This window comes from Pseudoalteromonas sp. S327 (assembly GCF_005886415.1).
Taxonomy (GTDB): Bacteria; Pseudomonadota; Gammaproteobacteria; order Enterobacterales; family Alteromonadaceae; genus Pseudoalteromonas; species Pseudoalteromonas atlantica.
Genome location: NZ_PNDP01000003.1, coordinates 103,053 through 119,475, shown reverse-complemented (window position 1 = coordinate 119,475; position 16,423 = coordinate 103,053). Strand labels below are relative to the sequence as shown.

At 41.1% G+C, this 16,423-nt stretch carries 13 protein-coding genes; 8 read left to right on the top strand and 5 right to left on the bottom strand.

The window, feature by feature from the left end; genetic code table 11:
- Positions 1–74: 74 nt before the first annotated feature.
- Positions 75–506, bottom strand: coding sequence for a nucleoside-diphosphate kinase (gene ndk / locus CWB60_RS02130; RefSeq protein WP_004586996.1), 432 nt, complete (start codon positions 504–506; stop codon positions 75–77).
- Positions 507–723: 217 nt separating this feature from the next.
- Here ndk and trhP point away from each other — a divergent pair, with 217 nt between their 5' ends.
- The 5 genes from trhP to CWB60_RS02105 all read left to right on the top strand — a co-directional run bounded on the left by trhP (position 724) and on the right by CWB60_RS02105 (position 7,966).
- The gene (gene trhP, locus CWB60_RS02125) at positions 724–2,115 is read left to right on the top strand and encodes a prephenate-dependent tRNA uridine(34) hydroxylase TrhP (RefSeq protein ID WP_138576642.1); all 1,392 of its coding nucleotides are present in this window, start codon (positions 724–726) and stop codon (positions 2,113–2,115) included.
- Between the two features lie 8 nt (positions 2,116–2,123).
- Complete coding sequence (locus CWB60_RS02120; protein WP_055255597.1) at positions 2,124–2,378, top strand: YfhL family 4Fe-4S dicluster ferredoxin; 255 nt, start codon at positions 2,124–2,126, stop codon at positions 2,376–2,378.
- Positions 2,379–2,509: 131 nt separating this feature from the next.
- A complete protein-coding gene (locus tag CWB60_RS02115) occupies positions 2,510–3,835 on the top strand; it encodes a methyl-accepting chemotaxis protein (RefSeq protein WP_055255596.1) in 1,326 nt (441 codons plus the stop codon).
- Positions 3,836–4,304: 469 nt separating this feature from the next.
- Positions 4,305–7,232: a TonB-dependent receptor gene (locus CWB60_RS02110; protein ID WP_138576640.1), complete on the top strand. Its 2,928-nt coding sequence runs from the start codon at positions 4,305–4,307 to the stop codon at positions 7,230–7,232.
- Positions 7,233–7,330: 98 nt separating this feature from the next.
- Positions 7,331–7,966, top strand: coding sequence for a methyltransferase family protein (locus CWB60_RS02105; RefSeq protein WP_138576638.1), 636 nt, complete (start codon positions 7,331–7,333; stop codon positions 7,964–7,966).
- Between the two features lies 1 nt (position 7,967).
- On the opposite strand, the gene CWB60_RS02100 is transcribed toward CWB60_RS02105, so the two are convergent.
- Genes CWB60_RS02100 through CWB60_RS02090 form a run of 3 tightly spaced genes read right to left on the bottom strand, consistent with a single transcriptional unit; the run spans position 7,968 to position 12,607 of the window.
- A complete protein-coding gene (locus tag CWB60_RS02100) occupies positions 7,968–10,001 on the bottom strand; it encodes a bifunctional diguanylate cyclase/phosphodiesterase (protein WP_138576636.1) in 2,034 nt (677 codons plus the stop codon).
- Between the two features lie 3 nt (positions 10,002–10,004).
- Complete coding sequence (locus CWB60_RS02095) at positions 10,005–10,538, bottom strand: YfiR family protein (protein ID WP_126009467.1); 534 nt, start codon at positions 10,536–10,538, stop codon at positions 10,005–10,007.
- A gap of 8 nt (positions 10,539–10,546) precedes the next feature.
- Positions 10,547–12,607 carry a TonB-dependent receptor plug domain-containing protein gene (locus CWB60_RS02090; RefSeq protein ID WP_138576634.1) on the bottom strand — a complete coding sequence of 687 codons (2,061 nt, stop codon included), beginning with the start codon at positions 12,605–12,607 and terminating at the stop codon, positions 10,547–10,549.
- 427 nt (positions 12,608–13,034) lie between these two features.
- Here CWB60_RS02090 and CWB60_RS02085 point away from each other — a divergent pair, with 427 nt between their 5' ends.
- From CWB60_RS02085 to CWB60_RS02075, 3 genes are all read left to right on the top strand, one after another.
- The gene (locus CWB60_RS02085) at positions 13,035–14,051 is read left to right on the top strand and encodes a Kelch repeat-containing protein (RefSeq protein WP_138576632.1); all 1,017 of its coding nucleotides are present in this window, start codon (positions 13,035–13,037) and stop codon (positions 14,049–14,051) included.
- Positions 14,048–14,764: an SIR2 family NAD-dependent protein deacylase gene (locus CWB60_RS02080; protein ID WP_138576630.1), complete on the top strand. Its 717-nt coding sequence runs from the start codon at positions 14,048–14,050 to the stop codon at positions 14,762–14,764. Before CWB60_RS02085 ends, CWB60_RS02080 begins: the two co-directional genes overlap by 4 nt.
- A gap of 121 nt (positions 14,765–14,885) precedes the next feature.
- Positions 14,886–15,683, top strand: coding sequence for a response regulator (locus CWB60_RS02075; RefSeq protein WP_004587007.1), 798 nt, complete (start codon positions 14,886–14,888; stop codon positions 15,681–15,683).
- Between the two features lie 59 nt (positions 15,684–15,742).
- Here the strand turns inward: CWB60_RS02075 and CWB60_RS02070 are convergent, their stop codons facing one another.
- The gene (locus CWB60_RS02070) at positions 15,743–16,345 is read right to left on the bottom strand and encodes a LysE/ArgO family amino acid transporter (protein WP_024032917.1); all 603 of its coding nucleotides are present in this window, start codon (positions 16,343–16,345) and stop codon (positions 15,743–15,745) included.
- Between the last annotated feature and the right edge of the window lie 78 nt (positions 16,346–16,423).

Here is a 16,423-nt window from a genome sequence, read left to right as displayed (position 1 = left end):
TTACGTAATGACTAAAAAAGGGCTCGAAAGCCCTTTTCTTACTTTGCATTACAGCGTTAACTGTAAAACTCGAATTAACGAGTACGTGGGCAAAGCTCTTCGTCAGCGAAGAAGTACGCGATTTCGCGAGCAGCAGATTCAACAGCGTCAGAACCGTGAACAGCGTTTTCGTCGATGCTATCAGCGTAGTCTGCACGTAAAGTACCAGCTAGTGCTTCAGCAGGGTTAGTAGCACCCATGATTTCACGGTTTTTAAGAACAGCGTTTTCGCCTTCAAGAACGGTAACCATTACTGGACCAGATGTCATGAAAGATACTAAAGCACCGAAGAAAGGACGCTCGCTGTGCTCTGCGTAGAAACCTTCAGCTTTCTCTTTTGAAAGGTGAACCATTTTAGCTGCAACGATTTTAAGACCCGCAGTTTCGAAACGGTTGTAGATTGCGCCGATGTGGTTTTTTGCTACTGCATCAGGTTTTACGATTGAGAAAGTACGCTCTAAAGCCATCTTTATGCTCCAATAATTTTTAAATAAAAGTGTGAATATTTACGGGCGCGAATTATACGCGTTTTAATTGAAAAAACCTAATTTTATTAAAAACCAGTTTGGTTGCAGTTTTATGATCTTGATCAAAAGCACAATGTTTAGCGCATTTATAATGCCGCGCTTGTAAATTAATTAATCATGCAACCGGTGTGTACTCGGTTAGCTGTACGGAGCGCATATGCCAGCTGTTTCTTCTGTAACTTCTTTTATTCCCGAACTGTTATGCCCTGCGGGGAGTTCAAAAAACATGCGCTACGCCTTTGCATATGGAGCTGATGCTGTTTACGCCGGCCAGCCTCGCTACAGTTTGCGGGTACGTAATAATGAGTTTGATTTAGAGACATTACAAATAGGGATTAATGAAGCCCATGCGCAAAATAAAAAGTTTTATGTGGTCTCTAACATTGCTCCGCATAACGCAAAGGTTAAATCGTATTTACGTGATATAGAACCTGTGATTGCTATGGGACCCGATGCGCTGATTATGTCAGATCCTGGGCTCATTATGCTGGTACGTGAAAAGTGGCCAGCCATGCCTATTCACCTATCGGTGCAAGCAAATGCAGTTAATTATGCAAGTGTTCAGTTTTGGGCAAAACAAGGTATTGAGCGAGTTATTTTATCGCGCGAGCTCTCGCTTGAAGAAATTAAGGAAATACGCACGCTTTGCCCAAATACTGAGCTTGAGGTGTTTGTGCATGGGGCGTTATGTATGGCGTATTCAGGGCGCTGTTTGCTCTCGGGTTATATTAACAAGCGCGACCCAAACCAAGGCACCTGCACGAATGCCTGCCGCTGGAATTACGATGTAAAACCAGGCGTTGAAAACGAAACGGGCGACATGCTGCATAAAATTGATCCGAACCAAGTTATTCCTACTCTTGGTGAAGGTGCGCCAACAAATAATATTTACATGCTTGAGGAGCAAGGGCGCCCAGGGGAGTATATGCCAGCCTTTGAGGACGAACACGGCACCTACATTATGAACTCAAAAGATTTACGCGCTGTGCAATACGTAGAGCAGTTAACAAAAATGGGTGTACATAGTTTAAAAATAGAAGGGCGGACAAAATCGTTTTATTACGTAGCGCGCACCGCGCAAGTATACCGTAAAGCCATAGATGATGCGGCATCGGGTAAACCATTCGATACTCACTTATTTAAAACACTTGAGAACTTAGCGCATAGAGGCTACACCGAAGGCTTTTTAAAGCGCCATGCCCACCAAGATTATCAAAACTATGAATACGGTCACTCTGTATCAACTAAGCAGCAATTTGTTGGGGAAGTAATAGGGCGCCATGCTGATGGTTTAGTTGAAATAGAGGTAAAAAATAAATTTTGCACAGGCCACTCACTTGAACTGATGACACCACAAGGGAACATTATTTTTGAACTTGAATACATGCAAAACAAAAAGGGCGAAAGTATTAGTGATGCAAAAGGCTCTGGGCATCACGTTAAAATTCGATTAGATACACGCATTAATTTAGAGCATGCAATATTAATGCGAAATTTAGATGAGCACCAAGATACCCGCAACCCCTATAAAAAAATAGCAAGTGAGTAAGCGCTAGCATGGCACTATTTATAAATAATAAATGCATTAACTGCGATGTATGTGTAGACGAGTGTCCCAACAGCGCGATTTTCATGGGGTCAAAAACTTATCAAATAGACCCTGATAAGTGCACCGAATGTGTAGGGCATTACGATAAACCAACGTGTGTCATAGTGTGCCCCATTAATTGCATTAAAAGCGATCCTTTAAATAGGGAGTCACTTGAGCAGCTAGCACAAAAGTATGTAAACCTAGTTGAAAGTGAAGGCTGAACACATAAAAAGGAACATATGCTTACAAATTTAGCAAAAAATTAGCTTAAACTACTTATTAATTATCGCGTTATCATTAATACCTCCTATACTGGAAGTAACTTGATTTAGTGTTTTTGGTAGGGAAATTAATGTTTTTTTCAAAAGGTAAGCAAAACGAAATAGCCGCTTTAAAAGCTCAGTTGTACCCTTTAGAGCAAGTGTGGGATGGGCTTTACAAAGAAATGCTGGTACTTAATGTACTTTATGATGGGCGAATTTCGCATGCTAACGATAACTTTTTAAACGCATTAGGTTATAACGAAGATAATTTAACAAATAATCAGCTAGGCGATTTTATTGCTGAACAGTCGCGGTTATCACCTGAATACGAAGAGCTTGAAAAAGCATTCCAAAAAGAAGGCCACTGGAGTGGGGCTATTGAATTTGTTCGCCAAGATGGCAATGCAGAGTGGCTAAGATTAATTGTGCACCCAGTGGTGGGTGAGCAAAATCAGTTATTGTATTTTTCGGTGTTTGGCACCGTACTTACTAAAACCATTACAACCTCTCGTGAACAAAGCGACACAATAAAAGCGATTTATCGCTCTATGGCTGTGATTGAGTTTGATTTACAGGGGCATGTGTTAACGGCAAACGATCAGTTTTTGTCAGCCATGGGGTACAATGAATCAGAAATAATTGGCCAGCATCACCGGGTATTCTGTCAAACCGAAGAAGCTAATTCGGCTGAATACCAACAGTTTTGGAGCAAGCTTAGGCAAGGCCAATTTATTGCCGACAGGTTTAAACGTATAGATAAATATGGCAATGTAATTTGGTTAGAAGCCACCTACAACCCTATATCAAATGATGCGGATCAGCTTTATAAAGTAATGAAATTTGCCACCGTAATTACTGAGCAAGTAAACCGTGAAATTGCTATTTCGCAAGCAGCCGAAATAGCCTATGGCACCTCTACAGAAACAGATAAAACCGCAGAGCGTGGCAGCTGCGTATTACAAGAAACCGTATCTGTTATGAACGAGCTGGCTGTAAATATGGAGCAAGCAGCTAACGAAATTTCGGCGCTGGATCAACAATCTCAACAAATAGCCAGCATAGTGCAAAGCATAAGTAGTATTGCCGAGCAAACCAACTTACTTGCACTCAATGCTGCAATAGAGGCTGCGCGTGCAGGAGAGCAAGGGCGCGGGTTTGCTGTGGTTGCTGATGAAGTAAGGCATTTAGCGTCAAGAACATCAAAAGCAACAGAAGAAATTGTGGAAGTGGTACAGCGTAATCAGTCACAAACCCAAAGTACGGTAGCGGTTATTGAGCAAGGCAAAGAAAAAGCAGAGCAAGGTTTAGCGCTTTCTAAAGAGTCGGGTGAGGTTATGGCAGAAATTCAAGATGGAGCCCAAAAAGTGGTAAACGCGGTAGGGCAATTTACCAGCCAATTAAACTCTAATAACTGATTGAGTAAATACCTTAAAACAACAAGCATAAAATAAAACCGCGAAAGCGGTTTTTTGCTTTAACAAGAATGCGTACCGGCACATATTAAGTAATTTGAACTGTGGATAATAAATCTATCTCTGGCTAGAGAAAATAAATTTAACTATCACTGGAATTTAATCTGTTAGTAAGTCTCTTAATCGGAGTTCAGCTTAAGTAAAGCGGCGGGTAATATTTTATAACAAGGGGTTATTTTCACTTTAGGTAGCATTAAATAGCTTAAAAACGGGCGCATAAACCCTAATAAGTTTAAATAGTGAGTTGCGAATCATTTTTTAACCACAGTTGAGACTAAATTAAGCCAAGCGTTAACAATACATTAAGTTTCGCCATGTAAACTTTGCAGCAATTTGCCATTACGTACTGCAATACGCTAATGGATCACTGATTTGCTTAGCCTAAGCAATGTAAATGGAATAGCTGTAAAAAATGATTAATTGCCTACGTCATTACCCTTTATCTAAAGTATACAAATCTTTATTTTGCGCATCACTTATTACCTCAAGCCCATTTAGCTTAGCTGATGATGCTGCCTCACAAAACGCTAAAACACTGCTTAAAAAAAATATGGAAGTAATTGAAGTACGGGGTATACGTTCAAGCATGGCTGAGAACTTAGATGTTAAGCGTATGTCTGGCTCTGTGGTGGATGCAATTACTGCCGAAGATATTGGCAAATTTCCTGATAAAAATGTAGCGGATTCGTTGCAGCGAGTACCTGGCGTTGTTATTGAACGCGATGGCGGAGAAGGGGCATCGGTGAGTATTCGTGGTTTATCATCTGAGCTCACATTTACTCAGCTTAATGGCAATTTTATAGCCTCATCACCTGGGGAGCCTTCACGCTCGTTCGATTACACTTTACTGTCATCTGCCATGATAGAGAGCGTAGAAGTGTATAAATCGCCAGAAGCGCGTTTAGATGAAGGCGGCGTGGGCGGCACAGTATTAATGCATAGCCGCAAGCCTTTAAGCATGGAGGCAAACTCAGGTGTATTTAACGTTGAATCTACTTACGCCGATGTGACAAAAGAGTACGAGCCGCAATTTAGTGGCTTATATTCATGGAAAAATGACGACGACACCTTTGGCGTATTGGTGGGTTATACCTATCAAGAGCGTACTAATCGCACTCTAACAGGCAGCACCGATGCAAATGTATGGCGTTACACGGGTGGCGGTCAACCGACTGATATTAATGGAAATACCGTTGATAACAATAACGGTTGGGATACGATAAGTGATGCCAGCGGTAATCGTTATGATGGCGTGTGGTTTCCGCAAGTTGTACGTGGCTCTGTGCTTAATGAAAAACGTGAGCGTGAAGGTATTCAATTTAGTACACAATGGCGCCCAACTAATCGCTTAGAGCTAGGGTTTAACTACTTTGGCTTTACACTCGGACAAGACAGAACCGAATCAGTCATTGATATTCCTGAGTGGTCACTCAATCCTGATTTTTTAACCGCAGTAAACTTGGATGAAACAGGCACCATTGCAACGGGTATGCAATACAATGCCAGTGCTAGCGGTGTTGAAAACGATATGCAATTTCCGTGGATGCGTGGCAGTTATGTACGAGAAGAGTCTACCTCCGATACTATCGATTTTAATTTAACCTATGAAGGCGATAGCTTTAAAGCCCGCTTTGTTATTGGTAACACCCAATCTGAGGGCGGCCCTGAAGAAAGCTGGGAGGCCGCTTATAAAAGCTCAAATGCCGGTGAAAACGAAACCGTTATTCAAAACGCATCGCAAAGCGCTGCGTGGTCTTTAAATGAAAATAATGTATCGCTGAGTATTGATCCCAACACATTAGCTAACTTGCAAAGTGGCTTAGGCGGTGGGCGTGATGCGGGTTCGTCAAATTCAAGCTTTGTGCGTAGCGAACTCGAAGAGGATTATTATCAAGCCGACATCGACTTTTATGTTGATTGGGGATTTTTAAAAACGATTAGAACCGGGGCTAAATATCGCCAAGCTAACTTACACCGCGAGACCGGCAATACGTTTTTTTTAGATCCTAACTTTGATATTGCTGCAGGTGAAGCGAGTGAGCAAGGTATAACGCAATTTGATAGCTACCAATGGAATGGCGGTATGCCACTTGCCGAGGATGTGTTTATTAATCAAACCAATATAGTTGGCGGGTTTAATATAAACCAAATGCCCAGCATAGATTGGGATAAATACCGAGATTTAGTAACCGACAACTACACGCCTTATACCCGCATAGAAGATAACTTTGTATACGATATTGAAGAAAAAATATCAGCGTTTTACATTCAAGGCGATTTTGAATTTAGTGAAGTAAGAGGTAATTTAGGTGTGCGCGTAGTACAAACTAAAACCTTAACCTCTTCTACCGATTTATATACTTATCAACTTGATCACACCAATGATGAAACAGGCGAGCCGGTAACTGGCGATGCGCGTTTTGTAGAAGACTATCAGTTGGTTACACAAAAAAACACCGACACACAAATTCTACCAAGCTTTAACATAGCGTGGGATGCCACCGACGATTTAGTAATTAGAGGCGCTATTGCTAAAGTGATGGCACGACCAGATTACAGTGATTTAGGCTCTCAGCAGCGTATTACGTTTGTATCAAATGAATGGGCAGAAGACAGAGCGGCATTTAACGAGCTGGCAGGTTTTAGTGGCAGTGGCGGTAATAAAAATTTAAAACCTTTTGAATCAGTGCAGGCCGATTTATCTATTGAATATTATTACGCCGAGGGCTCTGCATTGGGGTTAGCGCTGTTTCATAAAAAGGTTGATAACTTTGTTGTGCCGCTGGTAATAGATATGCAGCAAGAGTTTGCAGACAAAGACAATATAGTAGAGAGCGGTTTCATTACCGTTGCGCCATACAGCACAGTGGGTAACGGCACCGATGCGGTATCAAAAGGGGCTGAAGTATTTATTCAACATGCATTTGCAGGTGGTTTTGGCTTTTATGCTAATTACACCTATAACAAAACCAATAAAGCCGATGTGAGTGTAAATGGTGAAGAATTTGGCCAATCACCTTTAATAGGAAGCGCTAAATACCAGTACAACACCTCCGCTTATTACGAAGGCGAGTACTTTACTCTTCGCGCGTCGTATAATAAACGCGGTGAAACAGTACTTGGCTTAAACAGCGGTTTAAATGTATACCAAGACCCTTACGAGCAAGTTGATGTAAATGCCGCCATTAATATATCTGATGGCTTAAGTTTAACAGCCTCTGTTATTAACTTAACTAAATCGGAAACTGTTACGCGTTTAGGTAATGATAGCGATGCGCGTTTATTAAGTTCAAGTTACTCAGGTAGGCGCTACTACGCGGGTATAAATTATAGTTTTTAAATAAAAGTCCACTATACGTTTTTAGCACACTAACCTTGTTAATGAATAGCATGACTATTATGATGAAATTATTATAAAAGGATGAAGAAAATAAATTAATGAGTTACCAACCGTTGATAGATGATTCTGCTTCGCTAATCGAGTTTACGCGTGTGTATTTAGCGCTTTTTTATACGTTTGTGGCGGGGTTTTACACCGTTAGAATTATTTATAAAAACCGTTCAACGCCTGCGGGTGTTATTTTTCCTGGCGCTAAGTTTTGTACTAGCTGGTGGAATCATATGGCGTTTAAGTTTTTTAGAGCTGCTATATGGTTTGTGTGTGTGCTGCGTGTGTTTGTGCCTGCCACCGATAACTACTTAGGTATGTTTTATACCTTAAATGGGTGGCCGGGTGTTATGTTTGGCAATATTATGCTCACGGCGGGCTTTGTGCTCAGTATGGTTGTTCATTTTCATATGGCGTCACTTTGGCGCTCGGGTATAGACCCAAATGGGCCTCAAACACTTAAAACTACCGGGTTATATAGTTTTTCGCGCAACCCTATGTATGTTGGTGTGGCAACTGCTCAGTTGGGGTTCTTTTTAGCATTACCAAGCTTATTTAGCTTAATTTGCCTTGCTGTGGGCTTATATGCGCTTTATAGACAAATAGCTGTTGAAGAAGCGCATTTAGTAACGCGTTTTAATAATGACTACCTAAAATATAAGCAAACCGTACCGCGCTGGTTGTAGGTTATTCAACGGTTGCTTTTATTTGCAGATGGCTATTTATAAAATCTTGCTTTGAAAGCGGTTTAGAATATAAGTAGCCTTGAATGTAATCACAGCCCAGCGCGATTAATTGTGCTTGTTGGGTTGGTGTTTCTACCCCTTCGGCGACCACTTCTACCCCTAAGTTATGCGCCATAGTAATTATGGCTTTAATTAGCGCTATACTGCTGCTGTTGGCTTCGATATTTTGTATAAACGATTGATCTATTTTAAGTATATCAATGTCTAACTGCTGCAAGTACGCAAGCGATGAGTACCCAACACCAAAATCATCAATGGCAATGTCTATATCAAGCGCATTAAGGCGTTTTAAATGGTGCTGAATAGCGTTATCTGGGTCCATTAAGCTGTTTTCAGTTATTTCAATTAAAATAGTATGAGGTGGCAAATTATACAGTTTGCACGCCTCTACCCATTGGGTAACCCAAATACCGTCGCGATCAATTTCTAAAGGCGAGGTATTTACACTAATTTGCACCGGTGTATAGCTTAGTTTATTAAACTGCACCGCATCGCGAACAGCTTGCGATTTAACCCATTCGCCTAGCTCTTTTATCAAGCCATTTTGCTCTGCTATATCGATAAACTCAACAGGGCCAATAATGCCTCGCTCTGGGTGGTTCCAACGGATCAGCGCTTCAGCTTTTTTTAGCGTACGTGAATGGGGGTCCCATATTGGCTGATAGTAAAGTTCAAATTGATTGTTATTTAAGCCAATGCGTATTTCTTCTATAAGGCGGCGCTTTTCAATCGCCAGTTCTTCCATTTCGTATGAGAAAAACTCAAACCTGTTTCGCCCCTTACTTTTTGACAAATACATCGCTTGGTCGGCTCGTTTAACTAAGGTTTCGACCGATATGCCGTCATGCGGAAAAAACGCCACGCCTATACTCGCAGTTACCTGCACATGTTCGTTTTTTATGGTTATTGTTCGGGTCAGGCTTTTCATTACATCGTGTGCAATGTGCGAAACCGCTGTTGTATCGCTTATTCCTTTTAGTATTAGGGTAAACTCATCACCGCCTAAGCGCGCCACTATGTCTTGCTGTTTTAAGCAGCGGCGAAGTCGCTTAGCCACTTCGTGAAGTAATAAATCACCAAAGTCGTGGCCTAAGCTATCGTTTACTTCTTTAAAGCCATCTAAATCAATAAATACCAAAGAAAATGGTTGTTCAGGTGTGCTTACAAGCTGTTGCAGGTGCTCATAAAAATAACGGCGGTTAGGTAGGTCGGTTAAGCCATCTTGATAGGCATATTGATGCAGCTGAACATTGGCATTTTCGAGCTCTTTTGTTCTTCGTTTTACTTGGTTTTCTAGCAGGTTGTCGCGCTGTTCTATAGTTTGCAGCATGGTATTAAAACAGCTTGTTAGCTTACCCACTTCGTCCTTTGAAAGCTCTTTAGCACGTAGGCTATAGTCGTTAGATGAGGTAATTTTCTCTGCTGTTTGTGCTAAATATAAAATGGGGTTTAAAAAACGTTTTCTGAGCATTAGCGATACAAGCAAACTTAAAATAAAGCTAAAAATCATTAATACAATAATAAACCGGCCATAAAAAGCGGCTCTGTCGTTTAGGTCACTGTCGTCGGCACGCACAATCAGCGTACCGTAGCGTTGAGCGTCAATTGTTAATACTGTTTTTACTTCTATTGTATGCGGGGCTGAGCTTTCTTGGCTGTATTTAGGCGATGTTACGCTTGCAAGTTGTTGGCTAAAATTGTTTATCACTTCTACCGATACAATATCGGAGCGCATTAATAACGGCTCAATCAGCTCTTTTATTGCGGCGGTGTCGTAAAATATTAAAGCAGTACTAATATTGGGGGCTAATATTTGCGAGAGTGATTTTAGGCTTTGTGTTTGTTCTTGTTTTGCGGTTTTTAGCTCATACGCGCTAAACACAGCAGTAACGGTAGCGGTAGAAATAAGCGCAACGCTCATTAAAATAAACAGCAGCTTTTTACTCATTGAGTTGAGTGAGAAGTAGTTTTTCATTATTTACCCCTCAACTACACGTGCTAGGCGCAGCACTTTTGAGCTCATAGTAATGCCTGCTTTTTTAAGCTTGCTTGGGGCAACTTCAAAGCGCACCTTACTACTTGAAAGGAAAAATCGAATATGGCCCTGTGCGGCTATAAAGCCATCGGTTTCGCCAACTATCATTGTATTTTTTAAATTAAGCGCGGGGTGGGCATCTAACCACATGTTATAGGTATTATCAGTAATAAATACTATATCACAGCCCTCAAGTGCAGTTGTCTCGAGGGGAGTTAGTTTATTTCGTAAGTGGCGTTCATGTACTTTTCTGTTTTCTAGGGCGGCATTTGCTATTGCTATAAATTGGCTGTCGGGGCTACAAATTAAAAAGTCGGAGCCGTTTTCGGGTGCAGATTGCCATTGCCCTAAGCGGGCAAAGTTATATAAAAAGCCTGCTTTAAGCACATATTCTTTTTGCACCGCAAACGCGCTCGAGCTTGTACAAAGCGCAAGGCAAAAAAATAGGTAAAGCAATCGATTTAAAGGCTTAAGCATTGGCTCTATTAAAATGTTGCACTAACAGAAAACGTAACACACTCGTCTATGTAATTAGGAACCGTAAATGTTTCGCGAGTATTGGCGTATTCTATGTGTGAGCCTGCAAATAAATTTTTGCCTGATACTGCTGTGGCCCAGTTATTGTTTATTTTCCAGTTCCATGTAAGGTCTACAGCGGTGTAGTTATCTGTATTGTAAGTGCTTGAGTTTTCGGCTCTTAGCGTGGCAAAAATAGAATGCTGCTCACTTAATTGGTAATTCAGTTTAGTAAATAATTGTCTGTTTACTGAGTCGTAGCCAATAGTAGGGCGCGTTGCATTAGGTAAGTCGTAATCTATTTTTGTATAGCTGTAGCCAACTTCGCTGCTTAAGTTGTCCATTAGTTGCATCGAGAACAATAAATCACCGCCGGTTGTGGTGGTTTCACCTACCGAAACAAAGTCGTAATCTAAGCTTGTTGTTTGAAGCGCCGCAAATGCTTGTGACACTTCCCCGGCTAAGTAAAAGTTTAATGCAGGTATAAATTGTTCTACATGAGGGTTTAAGCTAATTACGGCCACATCATCCGCTTGCGTATTAAATGCAGAAACATCTAAAGACCACTGCGCCTTTGATATACGGTAGCCTAGCTCGTACGAGATATAATTTTCGGCTTTTACTTTATCGTTACCATTTAAAAATGTAGCTATATGGTATTGATCTATTTCAGCAATACCCGACTGCATGCCAATAACGTCTGAGATTTTTTGGCCATTTACTCTAAAGTTATCGTTAAATTCAATTAGTGTAGGAATACGCACGCTTCGTGAAATTGAACCCCATGCTAGGTGCTCGCTATTTGGCTGATAGGTAAAGCGGGCAAGGGGTTGATTTTCCCAACCGGTTAAATCGTTATGCTCTATTTTTGTGCCTACAATGAGGTTTAACGTATCTGGAATAACACTGTATTGCGCTTGCAGCATGGCACCGTATTGATGAAGGTCTTCTAGGTCTTTATCGCTATTAATAAAAATGCTGTCTTGAAAAGAAATATCATTAAATCGATAATTAAGCCCCCAATCTACCTGGAGTGCACCGGTAATAAAGTTCATTTGATAATCAACGTCAATCGATTCAAAATCTTCATTTATATAGGGTTGTTCACCATGTTGTTTAAGCCACGACATTTGCAGCATTTGGTTTGCATTATCTGAAAGGCGATGCTCAACACGGGTCATTAATCGCGTATCGCGCCTATCTGCAATAGTTGGAAACTGCTGACTGCGGTTAGACGCATCTACTACCCCAGTAAGGTTTTGGCCGTGCTCTGTGTGGGTATGATCCCCTTGCAGGAGGATTGACCACTCATCGCTTGGCGTAAAATCAGCTCTAAAGCCGCCAGCGTGCTGTTTAGTAAAGTCATTAGGTTTTATGCGGCTGCCTTTTTTAGAAGGTGCGGTATTTTTAGTATTATAGTAGCCCCTGTAACTACCAATATCAGAAATATCACCACCATGGCGAAGGCTTATGTCGGCATTTATTTGATTACCTGTAATTGCTTTAGCGTAAGTGTTGCGTGTATCTAAGCTATTTTTAGTAATGATATTGATCACGCCGTTATTTGCGTTATTACCCCATAACAACCCGCCCTGACCACGAATAACCTCAATGCGTTCTATATCGTATAAAGGCACATGCAACGACTCCCAATACACAGCCGCAAATTTGGGGGTATATAGGCTTTGCCCATCTATCATTACTAATAATTTGCTGGAATAACGTGAAGCAACACCGCGTGCAGAAATAGCCCATTGATTGTTATCAAGTTGTCTTACGGTAAGGCCTGGCACCATTTTTAATGCCTCAGGGATAGAGGTAGCGCCCGAACTTGTAATTTGCTCTTTGCTTAGCACATAAATAGAAGAGGCGGTGTTAAAGGCCGATTGTGCTCGTTTCATTGCAGAAGTTGCTTGAACATCCATTCCCATTAACGCGTCAAGGTCTAAATCATCGTCGTTTAATGGTTCTGCAGCAAGTATTGGTGAGGCAATAATAAGTGAGCACAATAACTTTTTAGGTATTTTCACCTAGGTTTCTCCACAGGGATCAAAAATCAAAAACAGGATATATTTTTGTAAAACATTTGTTACCACAAAATATTAGCATACTATATATTGCTAAAAGTACACTTTATTAGGCTAACTAGCATAAATTACTAAGTAGTAAGGACGTTTTAAAACTCAACGCTAAATTATTAAAGTTTTGTAGTTTTTAAATAAAATTAACAAATAAAGCCTCAAAATCAAGTAATAATGCAGTGTACATTAGGCGCTGCTTGTAAATTCGCTTATCTAATTTAGCCCACTGGCTACACCATTAATTATTAGATGGTTTGTAAAACGCAGCACACCTAAACACACGCATTAATAAGGTAAATTACTTATAGTTAGCTGGTTCATACAGGTAAAATAATTTACCCTAAGTGTATTAGTCACTTTTATATTATTTGTTTTTATGAGCCTTCTTTTTTCTATTGCGTTAGCAAGCCTTCCTGCTTTACCCGAACCCGTTGCAAACAATGCCGTAGCTAAGGTTACTGTTGAAAACCAACGCTATTTTTTGAGTTTTATGGGGCTTGGTAAAAACAAACAACATAGCGAAGTACACAATAAGGTATTTTCGCTAAAACTGGGCGACAGCGCATGGCAGCAACAAGCGAGTGTGCCTTCAAGTTTGCCATTAACGGGGCGCTTAGCCAGTACTGCTGTTGGCTTAGGTGAATACGCTTATATATTTGGTGGCTACACGGTAGATAGCGACCATACTGAAATTTCAAGCCCCGATGTGTACCGTTTCGATATAAAAAACAATACGTATAAACACCTTGCAAGCATGCCAGTACCGGTTGATGACAGCGTAGCGCTAAGCTACAAAGAACATTACATATACCTTATTAGCGGCTGGCATAACGATGGCAACGTAAATTTAGTACAAGTTTACGATACTAAAAACAATACATGGCAGCAGGCGTCGCCTTTTTTAGGTGAGCCAGTATTTGGCCAAGCGGCTGCTATTAGTGGTAATACCATTATTATTTGCGATGGCGTTAAAACCCAAGCAAATCCAGATTCTCGCCGCTCGTTTGCAGGTGTTGCTCAGTGTTTAAAAGGCACAATAAATGCCAACAATCCGCTAAAAATAGATTGGCGTACTTTGCCCCACCCTACGGGGGAGTCGCATTACCGTATGGCTGCTACTAGCTACAATAACAATATTTACATGCTGGGCGGCTCTAATAACCCCTATAACTACAACGGTATTGGCTACAATAAACAGCCAGCTCCGGCGAGCAACCATGTGTGGCGTTTTAATATTGAGCAAAATACATGGCAAGTTTTACCGCCTTTAGCCGAAGGCAGCATGGATCACCGCGGCCTACTTGAGCACAATGGTTTTTTATATCGTATTGGCGGTATGAACAACCAACAACAAGTAATAAGCGATGTAACAGGTTACGAGGTAGCACAGTGAATACACTTTATATTACCGGTGCAGGGGTAAGCGCTGCCAGTGGCATACCTACATTTAGAGGCGAAGATGGCTTTTGGACTATAGGCAGTAAAAATTATACGCCCATGGAAATGGCCACGCGTGCTATGTATCAAAATAATCCACGCGAGTTTTTAGCTTGGTATTACAACCGTTTTGCAGCCTATCGTAACCATGGCCCGAATGAAGTACACCATTGGCTGAGCGATAAAAACTTAATAACCCAAAATATAGATGGCCTTGATGGCAAAGCCGGTAACAAAAATTACATTGCTATACACGGCAGGCTCGATCAAATGACGCTATTTCATGAGCAAGGCGAAGCCGTTAAACCGCTTATGACTCCATGGGATAGTGTAGATGAAAGCCGCCTGCATGAGTCTCTTTTTGAGCTATTTAATATTCAAAACCAAACACCGGAGCTTAATCATTCGTTTAAGCCTTTTGTGTTGTTGTTCGATGAATTTTACACCGAGCTTTACAGAATAACCGAAGCACAACAGCGTATGCTCAACGCCGATAAAATTGTATTTATGGGCACCTCGTTTAGTGTAAATATCACCCAAATGGCGTTAGAAATAGCCCGTAATTACGACATACCTGTAGAAGTGGTAGACCCTAACCCTGTTCACCTAATGCACAGCAACGTAACGTACAAAAAAATGAATGCATTAGAATACATTCAATCTAATTAGAAAGTGCTATATTTTAAAGAGATTGCTAATGTTTTCTTAAATATTACAATCTCTTTATATAATATTAACGAGTCAATAATGTTATTATTATCCTCATTATAACAATACCAAAGAGACTTGAATGAGCGACCTAACTGCAATAGCAAACTTGTCCATTTTACTTGTAGAGCCTTCAGAGGTTCAGCAAAAAATAATAATAAAATCGCTTGCAGAAAGTGGTGTTAAACAAGTAGAAACTGCGGCTACTCAAGCGCAGGTTTTATCGTTACTTGAAAGTTACCACCCAGACCTAGTAATAAGCTCGATGTACTTATCAGACGGCACCGCCGACTCATTATTGCAAAAAATAAGACTTAACCCCGCCACTGAACATCAACCTTTTATGCTTATATCGAGCGAGCGTAATAAAAAGTACCTTGAGCAACTACGCCAATCCGGTGTGTTGGCTATTTTACCTAAGCCTTTTAGCGCAAAAGCCATTACTCGCGCACTCAAAGCAACTCTCGATATAATAAGCGAAGAAGAAGTAGATCTTGATCATTTTGATGTAACGCTACTTCGCGTACTTGTAGTAGACGACAGCCGCTTTGCTCGTAAACACATAATACGCGTGCTTGCTGGCATGGGGATCCCCGAACCGGTAGAAGCCGAAAACGGAAAAGAAGCCATAGCGCACCTTAGTGAGCAATCGTTCGATTTAATCGTTACCGATTACAACATGCCAGAAATGGATGGTCGCGAACTAACCGAAACTGTACGTGGCTCAAATGCTTACTCGCATATTCCTATTTTAATGGTGAGCTCAGAGGCAAACGACACTCACCTAGCTAATATTGCGCAAGCAGGAGTTGATGCCATTTGCGATAAACCGTTTGAACCGGCCACAGTGCGAGAATTACTTTATAAAATAATGTCTTAGTCTTTTAAAAAACGGCTAACAACAGCGGTAATTAAATACATAACTACCGCTGTTTTGGCTTATTGGCTTGGCACGTTATATAACTGAAACGCCACAAAACATAAAATAACCGCAATACAACTATCAAATACGCGCCATCTAAACGGGGAGCTTAAAACCTTTTTTAATTTTGGCGCAAACAACACTAAGCTACTAAACCAAATAACAGAGGCCACACAAGCACCAATAGCAAAGTGCATAGGCGCGGGTTGTAATGCGCCAATGCTGCCAAGTAGTAATACGGTGTCTAAATAAACATGTGGATTTAGTAAGCTTATAGCAAAGGCCGCAAGGGCCGTTTTCCACCAGCTCACTTTTATTACCTGAGTTACTTTTAACCCCGATGTGCCTTTAATTGCGCTGCGCGCAGAGCCAAATGCTAAGTAAAGTAACATAGCTATACCACCCCACGTTAACCACGGTAATAACCCCGGCAGCCATAGCTTTAACTCATTAGCGGCAAATACACCTACAATAATTAGCGTGGCGTCGCAAAGTATACAAACCGCAGCTAAAACAAAACGGTTAGCGCCCGCCATACATTGGCTTAAAATCCAAATATTTTGCGCCCCTATGGCAATAATTAAACTCAGCCCCAGCATCACACCCGACAAAAACGACATACTTCAAATCCACTCAAATAAAACCCGTTATCCAATGCCTTGCAGGGTAGGGGGGATTCTGTTACAAATCCAATGAAT